Annotated in this window: 13 protein-coding genes and 1 pseudogene; 10 read left to right on the forward strand and 4 right to left on the reverse strand. The window is 61.7% G+C overall.

The features are described from left to right. The first annotated feature begins 472 nt into the window (after positions 1 to 472). Together ATJ93_RS18205 and ATJ93_RS18210 are read left to right on the forward strand one after the other, a co-directional pair. A complete protein-coding gene (locus ATJ93_RS18205; protein ID WP_120246098.1) occupies positions 473 to 1,027 on the forward strand; it encodes a flavodoxin domain-containing protein in 555 nt (184 codons plus the stop codon). Between the two features lie 32 nt (positions 1,028 to 1,059). After that, positions 1,060 to 1,230, forward strand: a pseudogene (locus ATJ93_RS18210) (ATP-binding protein); the annotation flags it as partial. A 22-nt stretch (positions 1,231 to 1,252) separates the two neighbouring features. On the opposite strand, the gene ATJ93_RS18215 reads toward ATJ93_RS18210, so the two are convergent. Further along, entirely contained in the window at positions 1,253 to 2,593 is a 1,341-nt protein-coding gene (locus ATJ93_RS18215) for a right-handed parallel beta-helix repeat-containing protein (protein ID WP_120246099.1), read from the reverse strand. A gap of 678 nt (positions 2,594 to 3,271) precedes the next feature. On the opposite strand from ATJ93_RS18215, the gene ATJ93_RS18220 reads away from it, so the two are divergent. Beyond that, positions 3,272 to 4,516 (forward strand): M14 family zinc carboxypeptidase, encoded by a 1,245-nt coding sequence (locus ATJ93_RS18220; protein WP_120246100.1) that lies wholly within the window; start codon positions 3,272 to 3,274, stop codon positions 4,514 to 4,516. Positions 4,517 to 4,651: 135 nt separating this feature from the next. Here ATJ93_RS18220 and melA read toward each other — a convergent pair whose 3' ends face one another. Continuing rightward, positions 4,652 to 5,974 carry an alpha-galactosidase gene (gene melA, locus ATJ93_RS18225; protein ID WP_120246101.1) on the reverse strand — a complete coding sequence of 441 codons (1,323 nt, stop codon included), beginning with the start codon at positions 5,972 to 5,974 and terminating at the stop codon, positions 4,652 to 4,654. A gap of 267 nt (positions 5,975 to 6,241) precedes the next feature. Further along, positions 6,242 to 7,285: a zinc-dependent alcohol dehydrogenase gene (locus ATJ93_RS18230; RefSeq protein ID WP_120246102.1), complete on the reverse strand. Its 1,044-nt coding sequence runs from the start codon at positions 7,283 to 7,285 to the stop codon at positions 6,242 to 6,244. Positions 7,286 to 7,644: 359 nt separating this feature from the next. On the opposite strand from ATJ93_RS18230, the gene ATJ93_RS18235 reads away from it, so the two are divergent. The 7 genes from ATJ93_RS18235 (at position 7,645) to ATJ93_RS18265 (ending at position 16,147) form a co-directional block, all read left to right on the forward strand. Next, positions 7,645 to 9,153, forward strand: coding sequence for an alpha-N-arabinofuranosidase (locus ATJ93_RS18235; RefSeq protein WP_120246103.1), 1,509 nt, complete (start codon positions 7,645 to 7,647; stop codon positions 9,151 to 9,153). 773 nt (positions 9,154 to 9,926) lie between these two features. Next, entirely contained in the window at positions 9,927 to 11,609 is a 1,683-nt protein-coding gene (locus ATJ93_RS18240) for an ABC transporter substrate-binding protein (protein WP_120246104.1), read from the forward strand. 77 nt (positions 11,610 to 11,686) lie between these two features. After that, complete coding sequence (locus tag ATJ93_RS18245; protein ID WP_120246105.1) at positions 11,687 to 12,697, forward strand: ABC transporter permease; 1,011 nt, start codon at positions 11,687 to 11,689, stop codon at positions 12,695 to 12,697. 13 nt (positions 12,698 to 12,710) lie between these two features. Further along, positions 12,711 to 13,703, forward strand: coding sequence for an ABC transporter permease (locus ATJ93_RS18250; RefSeq protein ID WP_120246106.1), 993 nt, complete (start codon positions 12,711 to 12,713; stop codon positions 13,701 to 13,703). A 2-nt stretch (positions 13,704 to 13,705) separates the two neighbouring features. Then, positions 13,706 to 14,761: an ABC transporter ATP-binding protein gene (locus tag ATJ93_RS18255; protein ID WP_120246107.1), complete on the forward strand. Its 1,056-nt coding sequence runs from the start codon at positions 13,706 to 13,708 to the stop codon at positions 14,759 to 14,761. After that, positions 14,754 to 15,866, forward strand: coding sequence for an ABC transporter ATP-binding protein (locus ATJ93_RS18260; protein WP_120246108.1), 1,113 nt, complete (start codon positions 14,754 to 14,756; stop codon positions 15,864 to 15,866). Before ATJ93_RS18255 ends, ATJ93_RS18260 begins: the two co-directional genes overlap by 8 nt. Positions 15,867 to 15,934: 68 nt before the next feature. Beyond that, positions 15,935 to 16,147, forward strand: a complete 213-nt coding sequence (locus tag ATJ93_RS18265) for a hypothetical protein (RefSeq protein WP_120246109.1) — start codon at positions 15,935 to 15,937, stop codon at positions 16,145 to 16,147. A gap of 34 nt (positions 16,148 to 16,181) precedes the next feature. Here the strand turns inward: ATJ93_RS18265 and ATJ93_RS18270 are convergent, their stop codons facing one another. Next, on the reverse strand, positions 16,182 to 18,380 hold the full coding sequence (locus ATJ93_RS18270) for an alpha-L-arabinofuranosidase C-terminal domain-containing protein (RefSeq protein WP_120246110.1): 2,199 nt from the start codon (positions 18,378 to 18,380) through the stop codon (positions 16,182 to 16,184). Between the last annotated feature and the right edge of the window lie 17 nt (positions 18,381 to 18,397).

The following is an 18,397-nucleotide window of genomic DNA, read 5'->3' on the forward strand; positions in this document are numbered from 1 at the left end:
ATACAACCTCGGATCCAAAAGTGGGCATAGAGGGGGCAACGACACCACCACACCTACCATCGGCCTATCGTAGTCACGCGCTCCCTCCACACCGTCTTTCCCGATTCATGCCTCCCACGAACTCCCCATCTCTGATTCCGACACCGAACCGCTGTCTCGAGTCTACGCCTCTCGGAGAGTTCCACGACTGCAGCCCCAGCGAGCGACGTGAACGATGCTAACCGATAGAATGGACCGGTTGCTGTCCCGACTGACGCGAAGGGAGACCGTATACGAGTGTCGTCGATGCGGGACGACCGTCGACGACGGCACTGACAACTGCCCCGAGTGTGGGTCGGACGCAATCGTGCAGTACCGAATCTCCTGAGTGCTGCGAGACGTCTGCAGGGACCGCGGCCGGCGGTAATTTGCGGTGTACTCATCCCGGGCAGTCCCCACATTGCTTTATCCACATCGAGAGCGTATCCAACGCATGGCATCGGTTCTCGTCGTGTACGGGACTGGCGAAGGACAAACAGCGACCGTAGCGGAACGGATCACGGCGACGCTCGAGGATCGAGGACACGACGTTACGACGATCGATATCGAATCGATATCCGACGACGTATCGATCGATTCGTTCGACGCCGCGCTCATCGGCTCGTCGATACACGTCGGGAAACACCACTCGGCGATCCCGGAGTTCGTCGCGTCGAATCGCAAAGCGTTGCACAGTCGGCCGACAGCGTTCTTCCAACTCTCGCTGTCGTCAGCAGTCGACGACGAGAAGCGTCGAGCGGACGCAGCATCGTACGTGGACGGACTACTGGAGGAGACGGACTGGCATCCGGATCGAATCGGGCTGTTCGGGGGCGCGCTCCGGTATTCGAAGTATGGATTTCTCAAGCGACTGCTGATGAAACGGATCGCCAAGGACGCGACTGGTGACGTGGATACCAGTCGGGACTACGAGTACACCGACTGGGACGAGGTCGACGCGTTCGCCGCCGACTTCGCGGCCTTCGTCGAGAGCCGAACGGGAGACTGAGTCACGCCGCGCGTCTACGGCAGCCGACGATCGGTACGGGCCTCGGGCTCGCGCTCTGCCAGCGGATCGTCGAACGGCACGGCGTTCGAACGAGCGAAGCGAGTTCGGCCGGCTCGCAGAGCGAGTCTGCCGGCGGCGAGATCTGGGTCGAGTCCGAGCCCGGCGACGGCGCGACCTTTTCGTTTACACTCCCTGCCGCGTGATCGAGTCGGCTTCGCCGACTGTCTACTGAGAGCCCTCGCCGACGGCCGTCGCCTCGAGGACCGCTTCGACGGACAGTTCCTCGCCGTCGAGTTCGATCCACATCGCCTCGGGCTGGTCGACGTCGATCGACGTGACGGGACCGACGACGGTGAACGCGTCGCCGTGGCCGCCGCCGGTAACGCCGCCAGCGCGGATCGTGCCATCGTCGGCTTCCTCGATGAAGTCAGCCGCGTCGTACGTGCCGCCTTCGATCCGACCGCCGGAGGGACTCTCGTACGGCGCGTCGGTGAACTCGACGGCGCCATCAGCCGAGAACTCGTACCCGGCAAACCGTGCGTCGGGTTCGGTGACGAACGCGAGCAGGTGTTCTTCCGGCTCGGTGTCGTCTTCGCCCTCATCGCCGTCGTTGTCGGCGCTACCGTCCGACGACGGGCTAGTACCGTCGCTGCCGCCGCCCGACGCGGCTTCTTCGGCCGAGCGCGGGACCCCCGCGACCTCCTCCGGGGACGTCCGCTGCGGCGAGCCCGCGGACGAGCCGTCGATCGACCCCGAGTGGATTACCTCCGTCTCGTAGCGGACGTTCTCGAGTCTGGGTGTCGCGTCGTCCTGCCATTGACCGTCGCCGACGCGGATATCGCCGAGTTCCGAGTCGGAGAAATCGCAGTCGACGACCTTCGGCGCATTGTAGAATCCCCAGAAGCCGCAATCGGAGCCGACGGAAACGCAGTTTTCGACGCGGCTGCCGTCGGTCCCCACGCGGAACGAGGACGAGACGCAGTCGGCTGCGTAGCTGTTCGTGATGATCACGTCGCCACCGCCTCCGGCACCGAGACTGTGCTGGGGGAGGTCGCCCGGCGAACTGCCGTAGATCGCGTTGTCGGGCAGGTCCTGGATGTTGACGTTGTTGATCTCGATCGTGCCGCTATGGTCGTTCGCAACGTAGATACCAGTCGGCCCGTTCGGGTACGTCTCGCCCGTGGCGCCGTCGGCGAAGTAGTAGTTGTCGATGACGCCGTCGCCGCTGACGATAAACGGCTCCGCCTTCGTCGTCTCGTCCCAATTCCCGCGGATCCCGAGGTTGCGAACTTCCCAACCCGAGCCGCGCGCACTGATCTGGAACTTCGCGTTCCGTGCGGAGATGTCGATCAGCGTGTTCTCGAGCGTGTCTCCATCGCCGAGCGTGATCGTGTGGGTCTGCCCAGCGGGGACCTCGATGACGTCGTAGTCTCCGCCGGCGGCCGCAGCAGAGGTGGCACCGGTAAGCGCAAGGGCGACTCCGCTCGCGGCCGCTTTCAGACAAGAGCGACGATCGACTAGCGTCCGTTCGTCCGCTTCCGAACGAGTCTCCTCGTGAGTAGTCATCTACCCGTTCCGATGGCCAGTTCACGGAAGCCAGATTCTCTTCAACTGATCGGTCTTTATCCGATACAATCTTGGTTTGGTGAATATGTATCCATATTTACATTCAATCAGACCGCGTCGTACCGAGAGGAGATGGCCAAGATGCTCTTGGGTTTATTCTACAATATAGTTTAGTTTAAAGAAAACTGCAGATATTTCGCTATATAACTGGTATAGTATAGATATGAAGTTATGTGTCTTCAGAATTATCGCAGAAACCGTAATATTCCGGATTCTAAGCTCCTCAGACCTAATTCGGCTATCAGATTTTCCTTCGGCTACGGCTGAACAGTCGAACTAACGTAATTAATCAAAACAACACCGAAATCGCACCAATACCTCAAAATACGTATTGGCTGTATCCATAGCCTCTGAAGACCAATCGACCGACATTCGTCAGAGAATTGTGCTCCCCACACACTATTATGGTGGTTAGAGACCGTATTCAACACTCGACGGTAACGTACCAACTGACCGGATGCAGAACTAGGCGATACTTCTCGAAGTCGGGTTTTGTCAGTCGTCAACCACATCCTGAGATTACCATTGGTTATTACATATTTTAGTTAGATATTTGTAACTACCACCAAGTATTATAGAATAATTTACATTATCGACTGTTGTCTGATAGCTCGTGTCATGGAGTTAGAAAAACGGGACTTCCTGAAAGCACTGGGTGGAATCGCAGCGTTAACAACTGCAGGGTCAGCGTCGGCGCGATCCGACCGGCACACTGATGATGACTTCGAACTCGAAGACTTCGCAAGAGCATACCTCAACAACGACGACGTACTCGATAACCGAGAACTCGAGACGCTTCTGCACCGATTAGAAAACGAAAACCCCGAACTGGTTACGGTCGATCAGATCGGACAATCGAATCAAGGACGGCCGCTGTACTCCGTGAGCGTCGGGAAAGAGAAGAACCCGAGCGTACTGGCCATCGGCCAACAGCACGGCGACGAATACTTCATGGCCGAGGGGCTGCTCGCGGTCGCCCAGTTCCTCACCAGCGGCGACCCGCGAGCCGAGCGTATACTCGAGAATCGAACGGTCCATCTCGTTCCGCGAGTGAATCCAGACGGCTTCGTCGTTCCGCACCGGTACAATATCGATCCGGAGGCGCCCGAAGACGATCCGGAGAGCGGTATCTTTCAGGGCGGATCTGGGATTTTCGCGGCCGACGAACCGGGGGTCGGCTGGGATATCAACCGTTACAACCGCCACGATTGGACTCAACACGAACTGTACCAGAACTTCCCCGAAGAGTATCCCGAGAATCCGGTTCCCGAAGCGGTGGCCATCCACGCAATGATGGACGAAGTCGATCCGGAGTGGGTCATCGACTTCCACCGAATGGGGAGTTTCATGGTTGATTACGAGTCCGAGTGGCCGGGACCCGAGTGGGCCCGCGACGACACGGACGACGATGCGGAAGACGAAACTGAAGGCTTCGTCCCGCCGGATCCGAACGATCCCGGCGACGGGTACATCGGAACCGGGGCAATGCTGTGGCCGCTCCACGAGGATGTCGATCCGGAGATTCGCGAACTCTCCAAGCAACTGGTAGTGACGATGCGCGACGACCTAATCGAACCCGACGACGAATTACGACGTGTAGAATACGTGCGATATCCCGGCGGAACCTACGGTGGAATCGCCAGAAACGGCCACGCGTTAGCTGGCTACGGCAGCGTCCTCGTCGAAGTAGCGGGCGGGACGCTCGGCGACCGTCTCTTCCGAGCACGACAACCCTTTGACGCGATGCTGGCAGCAGCCGAAGCGACTGCCGACGGGTCGCTGTATACCGTCGACACAGCTCGTGTGGACGAACTTCCTGAAGCGGGCACCGATGTTGGAATAGAAGAGGACGGCGCAGAGTAATCGCTACGCACCGGAACCGACAACCCCCCGAGAGGGTAGCAGTACCCCCGTCGATCGATTACCAGTCGTTGAGATCGAATCGAGACGAATTACGACATACGGACCGTATTCGACACCGAGAGTGAACAGCGAAGATCAGTGCAGGTCGGGGAGATACTCGGCGTTCGCGGCGAGCAGGTCGTCGACCATCTCGTCGATCGTCTCGAGATCGAGCGCGGCCGCCGTCAGCGGATCGAGTTTCACGGCCTGTCGCAGGGCAGTCTCGTCCCGATCGAGGATCGCGTCGACGGCGCGTTCCTGGACGGCGATATTCGAACGGTTCAACGCCGCGAGCTGCGGGGGAAGATTACCGACGGAACAGGGATGAATTCCCCGCCCGTCGACGAGACACGGAACCTCGACGCAGGCGTCGGTCGGCAGGTTCGCGATCGCGTCGGTGTCGTTTCTGACGTTGAGATTCATCCGGCGGGTTTCGTCGGTTTCGATCGAGTGGATGACTCGGGATCCGTAGTCGGCGGAGCGCTCGAGGGCGACGTCGTCCTCGGTTACCTCGAACTCGTCCTCCTCGAGGGCCGGCTGGTAAGACTGCCAGTGCTCCAGATACCGTCCCGTCGGCATCCACTCGACGGTGTAGTGGCCGAAGTCTTCGTCCGGCGTCAACTCCTCGATGAGGTCGTCATCCGTCCGGAAGTACGGGAGGTACTCGCTCAGGTGGTGGCTCGATTCGGTAATGAACGCGCCGAAGTGCTCCATCACGTCGAATCGGACCGGATCCTGCTCGTAGACGTCAGGATCGGACGCAGCCTCGCGGAGCGCCGGATAGCAATCCTCGCCGTCGCGTTCTAACTCGAGGTACCACGCCATGTGGTTGATACCGGCGACCCAGTGCTCGATGTCGTCGCTCGAGACGTCGAGGTAGCGGCCGATAGCCTCGGTCGTGTGCTGGACGCTGTGACAGAGCCCGACGACGTCGACGTCAGTCGCTTCGTCGACCGCCCAGCAGAGCATCGCCATCGGGTTGGTGTAGTTCAGCAGGAGCGCGTCGGGGCACAGCTCCTCCATATCGCGAGCGATGTCGAGGACCGTCGGCGCAGTCCGCAGGGCGCGGAAGACCCCACCGGGGCCCAGCGTATCGCCGACGGCTTGTTTCACGCCGTACGCCTCGGGGATACGGATCTCGTTCTCGAACGGTTCTTCGCCGCCGACGTTGATCATATTCAGCACGTAGTCGGCTCCCTCGAGGGCCTCGCGTCGATCCGTCGTGGTTCGGATGTCACCCGGAAGGTCGTGGTGGTCGACGACCGCCTCGCCGACTTCGGCCGTCCGCTCGAGCCGCTGCGGATCGATATCCATCAGCGTGATCGTGCTGTCTTGCAAGCGGTCGAACGAGTAGATGTCCGTCAGCAGGTTCGTTGCGAAGACGACGCTCCCGGCGCCGATGAAGGTAATGTTCGTCATTAGAACCCCTCAACTGCGGTGAGACGAAGTTGTTGCTCCGAACGACCGCCTCGAGAAGCCGTCTGGGTACTGTTCGGGGACGTGCGAGCAGTGTCGGTCAGTCGTGGACGACACTGACGACGATGCTGAATCGGCATGAATCAACGATGACTCTTGTCGGTAATAAACTCTTGCCAATTGATTCCACGGAACGTGCCGACTACACAGTTGACGGTCGACCGGAGGGAAACTGCCGGTCAGCAACTGTCCCGTTTGAGCGGTTCTACGTTACTCACGGAGGACCGATACGTCGAAGACCGGCTTACAGGTCCCGCCCTCGAGGAACGTCTCGAAGGCCTCGTCGGCCTCGAGCAGGTTAAAGCGGTCGTCGATAAACGTCTCGGCGTCAACGTCGCCCGTGTCGATCAGGCGCAGCGCATTCTCGAAGTCCTCGTACTTCGACGCGTAGGAACACTGCAGGTCGATTTCCGACCGGACGAGCGGCGAGTAGGGCATCGTCGTCTCGCCGGTCTGACCGACGAGGACGATCTGGCCGCCCTTTCGGACCTCATTGACGGCCGACGGCAGCCCCGACGGGTGGCCCGTCGTGTCGAAGACGACGTCGTAGCCGATGCCGTCGGTTAATTCGTCGCGGACGGCGTCGAGCTCGTCGTCGGCCACGTTGATCGTCTCGAAGCCGAGTTCCTCGGCGAGCGGGAGGCGATACTCGGCGTCCTGACCGACGCCGCTGACGACGACCTCGGCGCCCTGTGCGCGGGCGATCTGAGCGGTGAGGAGTCCGATCGGACCGGGTCCCTCGACGAGGACTCGCGTCCCGGCGCGTACGCGAGAGTTCTGGATGACCGCTCGCGCGCCGATGCTGGTCGGTTCGACCATCGCCGCGTGTTGCTGGTCGACCCCGTCGGGGACGGGGTGAAGCGCGTCCTCGGGGACGGCGATATAGGGCTCGTAGGCGCCGTTGTGGTCGACACCCGTGATGACCGCGTTCTGACAGACGTTCGATTCGCCGATCTCGCACTGGTAGCAGTCGCCACAGCCCCGGATGGGACGCTCGACGACGCGGTCCCCGACCGAGAACTTCGTCACGGCGTCGCCAACCTGGACGACGCGACCCGAGTACTCGTGGCCGATGATCGTCGGCAGCTCCATCCGCTCGAACGCCGACTCGAACTCGTAGATGCCCGCGTCGCTCCCGCACAGCCCCGCGTAGTCGACTTCGATCAGCGCCTCGTCCGGTGCGGGATCCGGTCGGTCGCGATCGACGAGTTCCATCGCTCCGTGCTCTCGAGCAGTCTTGGCTAATCCTCGCATGGTACCGGATCAGTGATTCATGGTTATAATTCTGTGGGGTTGGAATCGACGGACCGAAGCCCAGTTGAGACTCGCGGAAGCCGCCTATCCGTATCGAGCGAAGTAGATCGAGACGGAGGTTCGTGCACAGTTCTGCCGACAGCGTGTTCGCAGAAGGGTACGATCGAACACTCACTACGAGCGGTGCTTTCCGACCGATCGTTAGGAGCGCTCTCGTCTCGAGGACCGCACGGATAGCGACACACTCACCGGTGACGTTCGATCGTCCCAGCGTCCCTCGGCCATCCGGACGCGAGATTGACCATCGTGGTGACATGAACCGAGGCACTTATACTACATTATCCAAAATGAACGTACAGATGGCTGACGCAGAGATCACAGTCCATACTGCAGCGAGTATCGACCGGATCGCGCCCGAAATTCACGGCCACTTCGCCGAGCACCTGGGACGGTGTATCTACGGGGGAATCTGGCACGCCGACAGCGCCGACGAGGACGGCTTCCGCGAGGAAACCGTCTCGTTACTCGAGGACCTCGAGTTGCCGGTGCTGCGGTGGCCGGGCGGCTGTTTCGCCGACGACTACCACTGGGAGGACGGCGTCGGGCCGCAGGACGAGCGGCCGCGCCGCCGGAACCTCTTCTGGGCGCAGGGTCCCGAAGAGAAGCCCGAGGAGTCCAATTCCTTCGGCACCGACGAGTTCCTCGAACTCTGCGAGCGGATCGGTACGGAGCCGTACCTCGCGGCAAACGTCGGCTCGGGCAGTCCCCAGGAAGCGGCCAACTGGGTCGAGTACTGTAACTACGACGGCGACACGGAACTGGCCGACCGACGCCGCGAGAACGGCCGCGAAGACCCATACGGCGTGAAGTACTGGGGGCTGGGCAACGAGAACTGGGGCTGTGGCGGCCAGATGTCGCCCGAGCAGTACGCCCGCGAGTACCGCCGGTACGCCACCTACGTCGGCACCCAGTCGAACCTGATGTTCGACCACGACCTCGAGCTCATCGCCTGCGGCTTCGAGGGCCACGAGTGGAACCGCCGCTTCTTAGAGGAGATCAACGAGGCGCCGTGGGGCGCGGAGTTCCCACTTGACCACCTCACGCTGCACCACTACTACGGCCGGGGAACGAACGTCGACGAGGCCGACGAGGACAAGTACGACCGCATGCTCGCGGAGGCCCTCGAGATGGAACGCCACATCGAGCGCATGGCCGGTGCGATCAACGCCGTCGCGACAACTCGCGACATCGGCGTCATCATCGACGAGTGGGGGACCTGGCACCCCGAAGCGACCGCCGACAACGGCCTCGAACAGGAAGGGACCGTATTCGACGCCCTCTCGGCGGCGGCGGTGCTCAACATCTTCAACGACAACAGCGACGTCGTCACGATGACCAACATCGCCCAGACGGTCAACGTCCTCCAGTGTCTCGTCGAAACCGACGAGGACGACGCTTGGGCGCGGCCGACCTACCGCGTCTTCGACCTCTACGCTCCGCACAAGGGCAACGAGGCCGTCCGGACCTCCGTCGACACGCCGACCCGCGAAGTCGTCGACGGCGATTCGAACGACGAACTTCCGCTCGTCAGCGCCTCCGCGTCCGTCGGCGACGACGGGACGTACGTCACCGTGGCGAACCTCGACTGCCGCGGCGAGCAGACCGTCGACGTCTCCCTCGAGGGAACGGACCTGAACGAGGACGATATCTCCGCCGAGATCCTGTTCGCCGAGCAGGAGCCCGACTACGCGGTAACCAAGCACAACGCCGACGAGTTCACCGCCGACGACCTCGCCGTGCCGTCGGACGGCAGTTCGATCGAAGTGGAGCTACCGCCGTCGACCGTCGCCGCGATCTCGATCGAATAAGCGCTTCCGAACGGCCGTTCTGTCCTGCACCGTTCTTTTTTCGCGTCGTAATTTCGGCCCGACCGGTCGAATTCGAAGAGACGCTGCTCGAATCTGTTGGTGATCCACTGACTGCAACTCGAGCGTGCGTCCGGCAAACAGGACTCGAAAGCACGCTCGGAGAACGGAAGTCGGACACACGTTCGGAGGGGAACATCGACACACCGCTCCGGCACCGACCGCCGTACTCACGCGACGGAGTTCGCACCACGTCACACCGGCAGTAATCGTCGTCGCTGACTGACCCCCTGTCACGAGATGGCCGGAAATCTGATTCGTTCCTCGAGTCCGCAGTAGACTGCGTTTCCCAATGAGAAATACATCTACTCGTCGGGTACATCCCGTATTCTCTATTATTCGCAACGTCGGCTACCCCATTCGATTACGATCGTACATCCGTAAATATACTTTACGCGATTCTATCGTTCCTAATCAGGAAACGGGGAATGACAGTGTATCCCACACGGGGTCCTAGAACCCGATAGCGGTAGCGATAGTACCTATCCGGTCGGTGATCGGGCTGATACAATTTCTTCCGTAGTACCACACGAGCAACCGTGACAAACGCGGAGTCGTTTCAACTCCTCTGTAAGTCATTATAGTCCACAATATTTTTTATCCCGTAACCAGAACAGGAGGCTATGCCATCACTTGGCAATGAGCACACGGTAGAGTCGAATCGGCGCTCTATCTCGCGCAGAGGTCTTCTTCGCGCCGGCGCAGCCGGCGGTGCGATGGTCGTGGCCGGTTGCGCGGGAAGCGAGGAGGGGGAATCAGGGGGGACTGACACGTTCATCGAGCCAACGACGACCCAGCCGACGAACTGGCAGTTCAATCACCTCAACCTGACCAATCCGTTCGCCCACGAGATGCAGAGCGATCCGCTCCAGCGATACCACATCGCCAACGAGGAGTTCGACTCGTACGCGGTTTCCGTCGAGGAATTCAGCGGTGAGACTGCAGTGTTGAAGGTGCGAGACGGACTCACGTGGCACAACGGAGATCCCGGTGATCCGGTCAACGCCGACGACCTCTACACGAAACTGGCGACCGACGCCATCATCGGCGACACGATCTCGACCCTCTGGACGGACATGCAACGAGCCGGCGACAAGTCCGTCGAGCTTACCCTCGACGGGACGGTCAACGAGCGACTGTTCATGGACGCGCTCAACTACTACTGGCTCGAGACGCCACACCGGCTGTACCGGGACTACGTCGAGCGGTGGGAGGACGCGACGACCGACGACGAAGTCGCCGATATTCGAAGCGATCTCCGCAACGACGCCTTCGACGAGCCGAAGGGGAACGGCCCCTTCCAGTTCGAGGAGCGAACGAACAACTACCTCCGGATGAGTCTGTACGAGCACCACCCGGACGCGGACAACATCAACTGGGACTACTGGGAGATCCAGCGAGTCTCGACCGACACCGCGAGCGTGCTGCTCGGAGGCGAAGTGGACGGGATTCGGAACTACACCGCACCGGAATCGGTCTTCGAGAGCGCCCCCGACGATCTCCTGCACGCGCAACTGCCTGCACTGTGGGGCCACTCGTTACCCTTCAACCACGAGGACGAGGACTTCGGCAATATCTACGTCCGCCAGGCCATCTGTGAGTTTATCGACCGAGACGCCTGTGCGAGCAATTACGGCCGCTTCGGACAGCCGGTCGAAGCGCCGAGCGGACTCGTCGGAAACATCGACGGACAGAACGAACAAAGCGACCGATGGCGGAACAAGGTCTCCGACGAGATGGCCGAGCAACTCCACCGGTACGACGATCCCGAGCGAGGCCGACGACTCCTCGAGGGAGAGGGGTACCAGAAGGACGACGGCGAGTGGTACCGTCCCGACGGCAGCCGGTTCGAAGTGACGGTCAAAACCGTCGCCGGCTTTAACGACTGGCACCCCATCTACGAGACGATCGTCGACAACCTCAACGCGGAGGGGATCGCCGCCGAACTACAACAGATCGAGGAGTCGGCGTACTGGTCGAACCACTACCTCGCCGGTGACTTCCAACTGGCGTCGACGGGGTGGACGCTCCAGCGATCGAGCCCGTACTACGTCTTCGACATGTACTACAACATCGATCCGGAGTTCATGAACCTCTCCCCCGACGACCTCGAGGCGCCGCCGATGGGCGACCCCGACGGCGAACTCGAATCCGTCGATCCGCGCGGACTGATGGAGGAACTGCTCGTCACGCAGGACGATGCGGAGGCGACCAGTCTCGTCGACGAACTCGCGTGGATCACCAATCAGACGATGCCGATGCTACAGATCAACGAGATCAACGACCCGGTCTGGTTCTATACCGACGACTGGGAGGTTCCGGAACCGGACTCGCCGAAGTACCAGTCGAAGTGGCCGCTCTGGTGGTTCCCGCGATTTGGCGACCTACAGGCGAAGTAGAGTGACGACGTCGAGCGTCGATCCGTCAGCAAAACGGAACCATTATAGGACAACACCTACCACACTCATTCAAATTAATGTACATAATAAAGCGTCTCGGGCAAGCAGTTGTCACGCTTCTCGCCGTGATAACCGTGACGTTCGGACTGATTCGAGCGATGCCCGGTGGTCCGGCGGAGTACATCAGGGCACAGGTCATGCAGAACCGCGGATCGAACGGCGTCGACATGTCCCAGCTCAACTCGCTGGTCGAGTCGTACACGAACGTCGACCCGTCGACACCGCTGTACGTCCAGTACTTCGATTATCTCACCAGCGTCCTGCAGGGGGATCTCGGGCAATCGGTGTGGTTCAACCGCCCCGTTAGCGACATTATTATCGAAGCCGCTCCGTGGACGATCTTCCTCCTGACGATCGCAATCTTGCTTTCGTTCGCAATTGGAATCGTGCTCGGGGCCGTCATGGCATACCAAGAAGGAAGCCGATTTGACGTCGGATCGACGGTCGTCTCGATGTTTCTGAACTCGGTTCCCTACTACATCGCGGCGATTTTCCTGGTGTACGTCCTCTCCATCCAGCTGAGTGTCTTCCCGCAGTCGGGGAACTACTCGACCAGCATCGATCCGTCGCTGTCGGCCGCGTTCATTTCCGACGTCCTGTACCACGCGACGCTCCCGATCGCGTCCCTCGTCGTGACCGGCTTCGGCGGGACGGCGATCACGATGCGGGGGAACGCCATCCAGGAGATCGGCGAAGACTACATTCGAGTTGCGAACCTTCGTGGCGTTCCCGGACGCCGAATCGCGATCCGATACGTCGGTCGAAACGCCGTGTTGCCGATGTACACGAGCTTGATGATCTCCATCGGCTTCATGTTCGGCGGCTCGGTCATCCTCGAGGAAATCTTCGCGTACCCCGGCCTGGGGTACTACCTCCTGCAGGGAATCCACAGCGGTGATTATCCGCTGATGATGGGCATCTTCCTCGTTATTACCGTCGCAGTTCTGCTCTGTATCCTGATCGCGGACCTCACGTACGGAAAGATCGATCCGCGGATCAGCGAAGGCCAGTCCAAGGAGGCATACTGAGAGGTGACTGACAATGGCTGAAACGAATTCGACGTTCGACGCGACCGACGACCGAGATGGAACGAGAGATGGACCGAGAGCAACTCGTTCGGAACTGTACAGGGAGTGGCTTGACGTAGCCGTTCTCGCCCCACTACGAGTCATTTGGGATGACTGGCGGACGCAACTCGGCTCCCTCATCATCCTGTTTTACGTCCTGATGGGGACGGTCGGCCTCTATCTCGTTCCCGCGCCGACGCAAGGACAGGGGCCGAACCGGACGCCGCCGCTCCAGAGTCTGTCGTACCCGCTCGGGACGGACAATCTCGGGACGAGCCTCCTGTCGGAGATCGTGTACGCGACGCCGCCGATGCTGAAGATGATCCTGGCCGGCGCGGTGTTTTCGACGATTATGGCAGTAGGGATCGGAACCGTCTCGGGCTACAAGGGCGGGTTCGTTGACCGAGTCCTGACTACCTTCACCGACATTGCGATGACTATTCCCGGCCTCCCCCTGATCATCCTCCTGGTCGCCGTCTTCGACCCGCGGAGTCCGTACCTGGTCGGGATTTTCCTCTCGATCAACGCGTGGGCCGGCCTCGCGCGGTCGATTCGATCGCAGGTGCTTTCGATCAGGGACCACACGTACGTCGAGGTTTCGCGGATCATGGGTGCACCCCTTTCGAGGATCCTCAAGGACGACGTTATCCCGAATATCATGCCCTACGTGCTGATCAACTTCGTCAACTCCGCGCGAGGAGTGATCTTCGGATCGGTTGCCCTGTACTATCTCGGGCTGCTGAACAGCGTCGGAAGCAACTGGGGGATCATGCTCAACAACGCCTACACGAACGCTGCCATCTACTCGCTCGATATGGTCTACTGGCTCCTCATTCCGATGATAACGATCGTCACCCTCTCGTTCGGGTTAGTACTGTTCGCACAGGGGACTGAAAAACTGTTCAACCCGCGGATTCGGGCGCGTCACGCGGAAACCGTCGAAGACACTGCGCCGTACGAGGAATAACGATGCACCAACAACACGCACAAACGACGTCAGTCGACGATCCGATCTTCGAGGTTCGTAACACGAGCGTCTCGTTCGACATGGAACGCGGCGAATCGAAGGTATTGAACGAGGTTTCCCTCGACATCGAACGAGGCGAAGTCCTCGGCGTCGTCGGAGAGAGCGGGAGCGGGAAGTCGATGTTCGCGTCCGCGTTGCTCGACGCGGTCGTCGATCCCGGCATCCTCACCGGCGATATCACCTACTACCCCGAGTCAGGCGAGTCGATCGACCTACTCGAGCTCTCCGACGAGGAGATCAAACAGGTCCGCTGGGAGGAAATCTCCATGGTCTTTCAGGGCGCGATGAGTTCGTTCAACCCGACGATGACGATCGAGGATCACTTCCGGGAGACGCTGGCCGTCCACGACTACGACGTCGAGGAGGGGATGGCTCGCGCCGAAGAGCTCCTCTCGGACCTCTACCTCGAGGCCGAGCAGGTCCTCGACGCCTACCCGCACGAGTTGTCGGGTGGCATGTCCCAGCGAGCGCTGATCGCCCTGAGTCTCGTCCTCGAGCCCGAAGTGCTGGTCATGGACGAGCCGACCGCCGCGCTGGATCTGCTCATGCAGCGCAGTATCATCCAACTCATCAGGGAGATCGCCGAGCAGCGGGATCTGACGATCGTCTTCATCACCCACGACCTGCCGCTGGTCGCGAACCTCGCCGACCGGATCGCGGTCCTGTACGCCTTCGAGTTCGTCGAGGTCGGCCCCGCCTACGACGTGCTGAAGGCAGCGAAACACCCCTATACGCGGGCGTTGCTCAATTCGACGCCGAATCTCGATACGCCGCGCGAACAGATGAAGCCGATCGAGGGCGCGGCGCCCGATCCGGTATCGGTTCCCGAGGGCTGTTCCTATCACCCTCGGTGTCCGCTGTCCGACGCGGTCTGCGAACGCGACGATCCGCCGCTGGACTCGGACGAAGACGACGGCCACGTCGCGGCGTGTCACCACGTCGAAAACGTCCCCGATGCGGTACCGCTGACCCTTCAGGAGGTGACGGTCAATGAGTGACGAGCACGTCGTCTCCCTCGAGAGCGTGGAAGTGCACTTCGAGTCGGACTCGTCGATGCTCTCTCGGCTGCGGGGCGAAACGGACATCGTCAAGGCGGTCGACGGCGTCTCGCTCTCGATTCCCGAGAACGACGTCGTCGCGCTGGTCGGCGAATCCGGCTGCGGCAAGACGACGCTGGGCAAAACGGCGATCGGGGTCCAGCGACCGACCGCTGGATCCGTGACGTACCGCGGCCAAGACATCTGGAAGGCCAAAGACGGCGAGGGAACCGTCGAGATCCCCTTCGAGGAGATCCGGCAGTCGCTCCAGATCATCCCGCAAGATCCGGGCGCGTCGCTCAATCCGAACAAGACGGTCCAACACTCGCTCGAGGCGCCGCTCAGGCTCCGCAAGCCGGAGATGGATACCTTCGAGCGCCGGGAGCGAATTCACGAGATGATCGAACGGGTCGGGATGTCCCCGCCCGAAGACTACGCCAAGCGGTTCCCACACCAGCTGTCGGGCGGCGAGAAACAGCGCGTCGCGTTGATCCGGGCGCTGCTGATGAACCCCGACCTCATCCTCGCGGACGAGGCGGTCAGCGCGCTGGACGTCTCCCTGCGGATCGACATGATGGACCTCATGCTGGAACTGCAGGGGCAGTTCAACACCTCCTTCCTGTTTATCAGCCACAACCTCTCGAACGCCAGCTACGTCGCCGGGAAGTCCGACGGCCGGATCGGCATCATGTACCTCGGCGAGCTAGTCGAACTCGGTCCCATCGACGAGGTGCTCGAGAATCCAAAACACCCCTACACGAAGGCACTGGTGTGGGCGACGCCGAACCTCGATCCCGACGTCGACGAGCCGGACGGCTCGCCGCTTCGGAAGATCGACGTGCCCGACCCGCGGAACCCGCCGTCGGGCTGTCGGTTCCACACTCGCTGTCCGAAGGCCCGCGAAGCGTGCGAGGAGAACGTACCAGAAGCGGTCGCGGTCGACGGCGACGACGATCACACGGTGACCTGCTTCCGGGAACTCGAGGACCACGCGTACTGGGAGAGTCCCGAACTCGGGGACGAACCGGACGACGCCCCACGGCTCGAAAACGAGCCGACGCAGTAACGATCCCGACGATTCGGGGCTGACAGTCTCCAGTACTTCTATTACGGCGCCGCCGAAACGAGCCTGCAATGAATACGAGCGAAGCGATCTTTCGGGGGCTCCTCGCGATCACTCTGACGCTTGCGGTTCTCCTGTTGGCGCTGTTTCCCTTCCAAGACCCCGGATCGGGCGGATACGTCATCTCCGTGCTGACGCTGTCGATTCAGGGCGTGCTGATTCTCGTCGCCGCGGCCGGGCTCTACTTCGGCTGGGAGCCGTTCTCGTTCCTCGACGAAAGCTAACTCGGCTGCAGTAGGTCCCGTTCCCGCCCTCGGACTACTTCTCTCGGTCTGCGGTCAATCGAACCATCGAGCACGGCGGGAGCGACACCGTGACGCTGTCCTCGTCGACCGTCGCGCTGTCGGTCGTCGGCGTGATTCGGTCGGGCTCCTCGAGCGTGTTCCGCTCGTACATCGTCTCCGCCGAGAGGCGATCGACGGTGACCTCGTCCCCGTCGACGGCCGCCAGCGGCTCGCCCGACACCGTGACGTCGATGGCGTCGGCGCCCGCGTCGCGGTGGACGAGGACGATCGCGAGGTCGTGCTCGTCGGCGTCGGTGACCGCCATCGCGTCGATCGCGGGCTCGTCGGTCACCGGCTCGAGTTCGCCGAACCACTCGCTCGTGTCCGTCCCCCAGGCCGTCTCCGTCGAGAAGGTGTGGCAGGTTACGTCGACGCCGATCGGAGTCCCGCCGATGAGCCTCGAGCCGAGCTGCTGGCCGTAGTAACAGGGGTCCGCCCAGACGTGTCCCTGGGACTTCCGGAGGCCGCCGCCGTGGTTCCCGACGCCGGAGTGAGTCACCATCTCGACGGTACCGCTCCGGATGCACTCGTGGATGATCGTCGCGTCGAAGACGACCTCGGTGATGCTCTTGTTCGTCGGGAGCGTCTCGCGGTCGAGGTGGCGTTCCCCGTTTTCACGGTCCTCGACTGCGCCGTCATCCGCCTCAGATTCCTCGTCGAGTTCATCGAACCGCGTAAACAGTTGTAGCTCCGTGATCGCCTGTCGTACCTCCTCGAGTCCGGCCGCCCGACACTCGGCTGCGACCGCCTCGTACTCCTCGCGCAACTGGCTCGCGAAACCGGAGTGGGCGTTGAACAGTTCGACCGGATCGGTTTCTGGATCTGCGTGACACTCGACGAGGACGTGGTCGGTGAGCCAGTCGTCCGCCTCGAGTTCCTCGAGCAGCGGCTCGTTCCAGTCGGTCAGTCGGTTCCCGCAGGCAAAGACGTCGATCGACTCGTCGACGGCTTCCATCGCCTCCTTGAACCGGCGGAACCGGTCCGCGTTGCCCTCGGGCGTCGTCCAGCCGATCTGCCACGAGCCGTAGAGTTCGTTGCCGACCTCCCAGTATGCGACGTCGTACGGCTCGGGGTGGCCGTGTTCGGCCCGCAGCGCGCCCATCTCGGTATCGGTCGAGCCGTTGCAGTACTCCACCCACCGCGCTGCGTCTTCGGGCGTCGCGCTCCCGGCGTTCAGGCAGATCATCGGCTCGCAGCCGACCGCCTCGCAGAGCGCGACGAACTCGTCGGTGCCGAAGAGATTCGTCTCGAGGGCGTCCCACGCCGGATTCGGCTTCGTCGGACGCTCTTCGATCGGCCCGACGCCGTCCTCCCAGTGATACCCCGAGACGAAGTTTCCGCCGGGCCATCGGAGCACGGAGAGGTTCATCTCCGAAAGCAAGTCGACGATCTCGGGATCGGCCGTGGCGACGTGATCGTCGGGATAGCAACAGACGCGGTCGACGACGACGTTCCCGTCCGTTTTCCGGGTGGTGACGCTGAAGCCGAACAGTCGCTCGTCGTCTCGATCGACCGTCGGAAGCTCGAGCGAGAACGAGGCCGTTCGGTACTCGTCTCGAGCGGTCACGTCGGTCTCGGCGAGCACTGCGCCGAGCGAACCGTCGTCCGCCAGACCGTGAATTGCGAGCCGAACCGTCGTCTCCTCGGGAGCGCGCAGCGTCACCTTGCCCTCGAACTCGGTCGTTCGGTGCACCGGAAGGTAACACCACTGCGCGAGTCCGTCGTAGCCCTCCGTCGACCCGGTCTCGAACCGCTGTGCGCGGTCGTCGGCCGTTCCGATATCGGGACTGGTCCGGACATCGTCGGCGTTGCCGTACGGGAACCACCACAGCGCGGTGCCGTCGTGGTACGCCTGCTGCAGTCGCTCGGCCTCGGGCAACCCGTGCCTTTCGGCGTAGGTCTCGATCCGCTCGTCGATCGCATCGGGATCGGCGAGTTCGCTGTTGCCGCCGTCCGCACCGTACTGCTGGTCGCCGAACTTCCAGGAGCCGAACGTGGGATTGAACAGCACCTGCGCCTCGAGGACGTTGGTGACGTTTCGCGGCGTGTAGAGGTGTTCGCCGAACTTGCCGTACAGTTCGGGGGAGACCTCATCGCCCCGCCGCGAGGGATCGAGTCGAACGGTCGCCCGGGAGTCGGACTCGCCGTCCGTGTGAGTGAAAAGATCTGCCATGATCGTTCCCAATTGTT

The organism is Halopiger aswanensis, from assembly GCF_003610195.1.
GTDB lineage: Archaea > Halobacteriota > Halobacteria > Halobacteriales > Natrialbaceae > Halopiger > Halopiger aswanensis.

Excerpts from the sequence above, each read along its gene's own strand:
- ATJ93_RS18215 (WP_120246099.1), bottom strand. The coding sequence starts at position 2,593 with ATGACTACTCACGAGGAGACTCGTTCGGAAGCGGACGAACGGACGCTA.
- ATJ93_RS18250 (WP_120246106.1), top strand. The coding sequence starts at position 12,711 with ATGGCTGAAACGAATTCGACGTTCGACGCGACCGACGACCGAGATGGA.
- ATJ93_RS18255 (WP_120246107.1), top strand. The coding sequence starts at position 13,706 with ATGCACCAACAACACGCACAAACGACGTCAGTCGACGATCCGATCTTC.
- melA (WP_120246101.1), bottom strand. The coding sequence starts at position 5,974 with ATGACGAACATTACCTTCATCGGCGCCGGGAGCGTCGTCTTCGCAACG.
- ATJ93_RS18260 (WP_120246108.1), top strand. The coding sequence starts at position 14,754 with ATGAGTGACGAGCACGTCGTCTCCCTCGAGAGCGTGGAAGTGCACTTC.
- ATJ93_RS18265 (WP_120246109.1), top strand. The coding sequence starts at position 15,935 with ATGAATACGAGCGAAGCGATCTTTCGGGGGCTCCTCGCGATCACTCTG.
- ATJ93_RS18270 (WP_120246110.1), bottom strand. The coding sequence starts at position 18,380 with ATGGCAGATCTTTTCACTCACACGGACGGCGAGTCCGACTCCCGGGCG.
- ATJ93_RS18245 (WP_120246105.1), top strand. The coding sequence starts at position 11,687 with ATGTACATAATAAAGCGTCTCGGGCAAGCAGTTGTCACGCTTCTCGCC.
- ATJ93_RS18220 (WP_120246100.1), top strand. The coding sequence starts at position 3,272 with ATGGAGTTAGAAAAACGGGACTTCCTGAAAGCACTGGGTGGAATCGCA.
- ATJ93_RS18240 (WP_120246104.1), top strand. The coding sequence starts at position 9,927 with ATGGTCGTGGCCGGTTGCGCGGGAAGCGAGGAGGGGGAATCAGGGGGG.
- ATJ93_RS18205 (WP_120246098.1), top strand. The coding sequence starts at position 473 with ATGGCATCGGTTCTCGTCGTGTACGGGACTGGCGAAGGACAAACAGCG.
- ATJ93_RS18235 (WP_120246103.1), top strand. The coding sequence starts at position 7,645 with ATGGCTGACGCAGAGATCACAGTCCATACTGCAGCGAGTATCGACCGG.
- ATJ93_RS18230 (WP_120246102.1), bottom strand. The coding sequence starts at position 7,285 with ATGCGAGGATTAGCCAAGACTGCTCGAGAGCACGGAGCGATGGAACTC.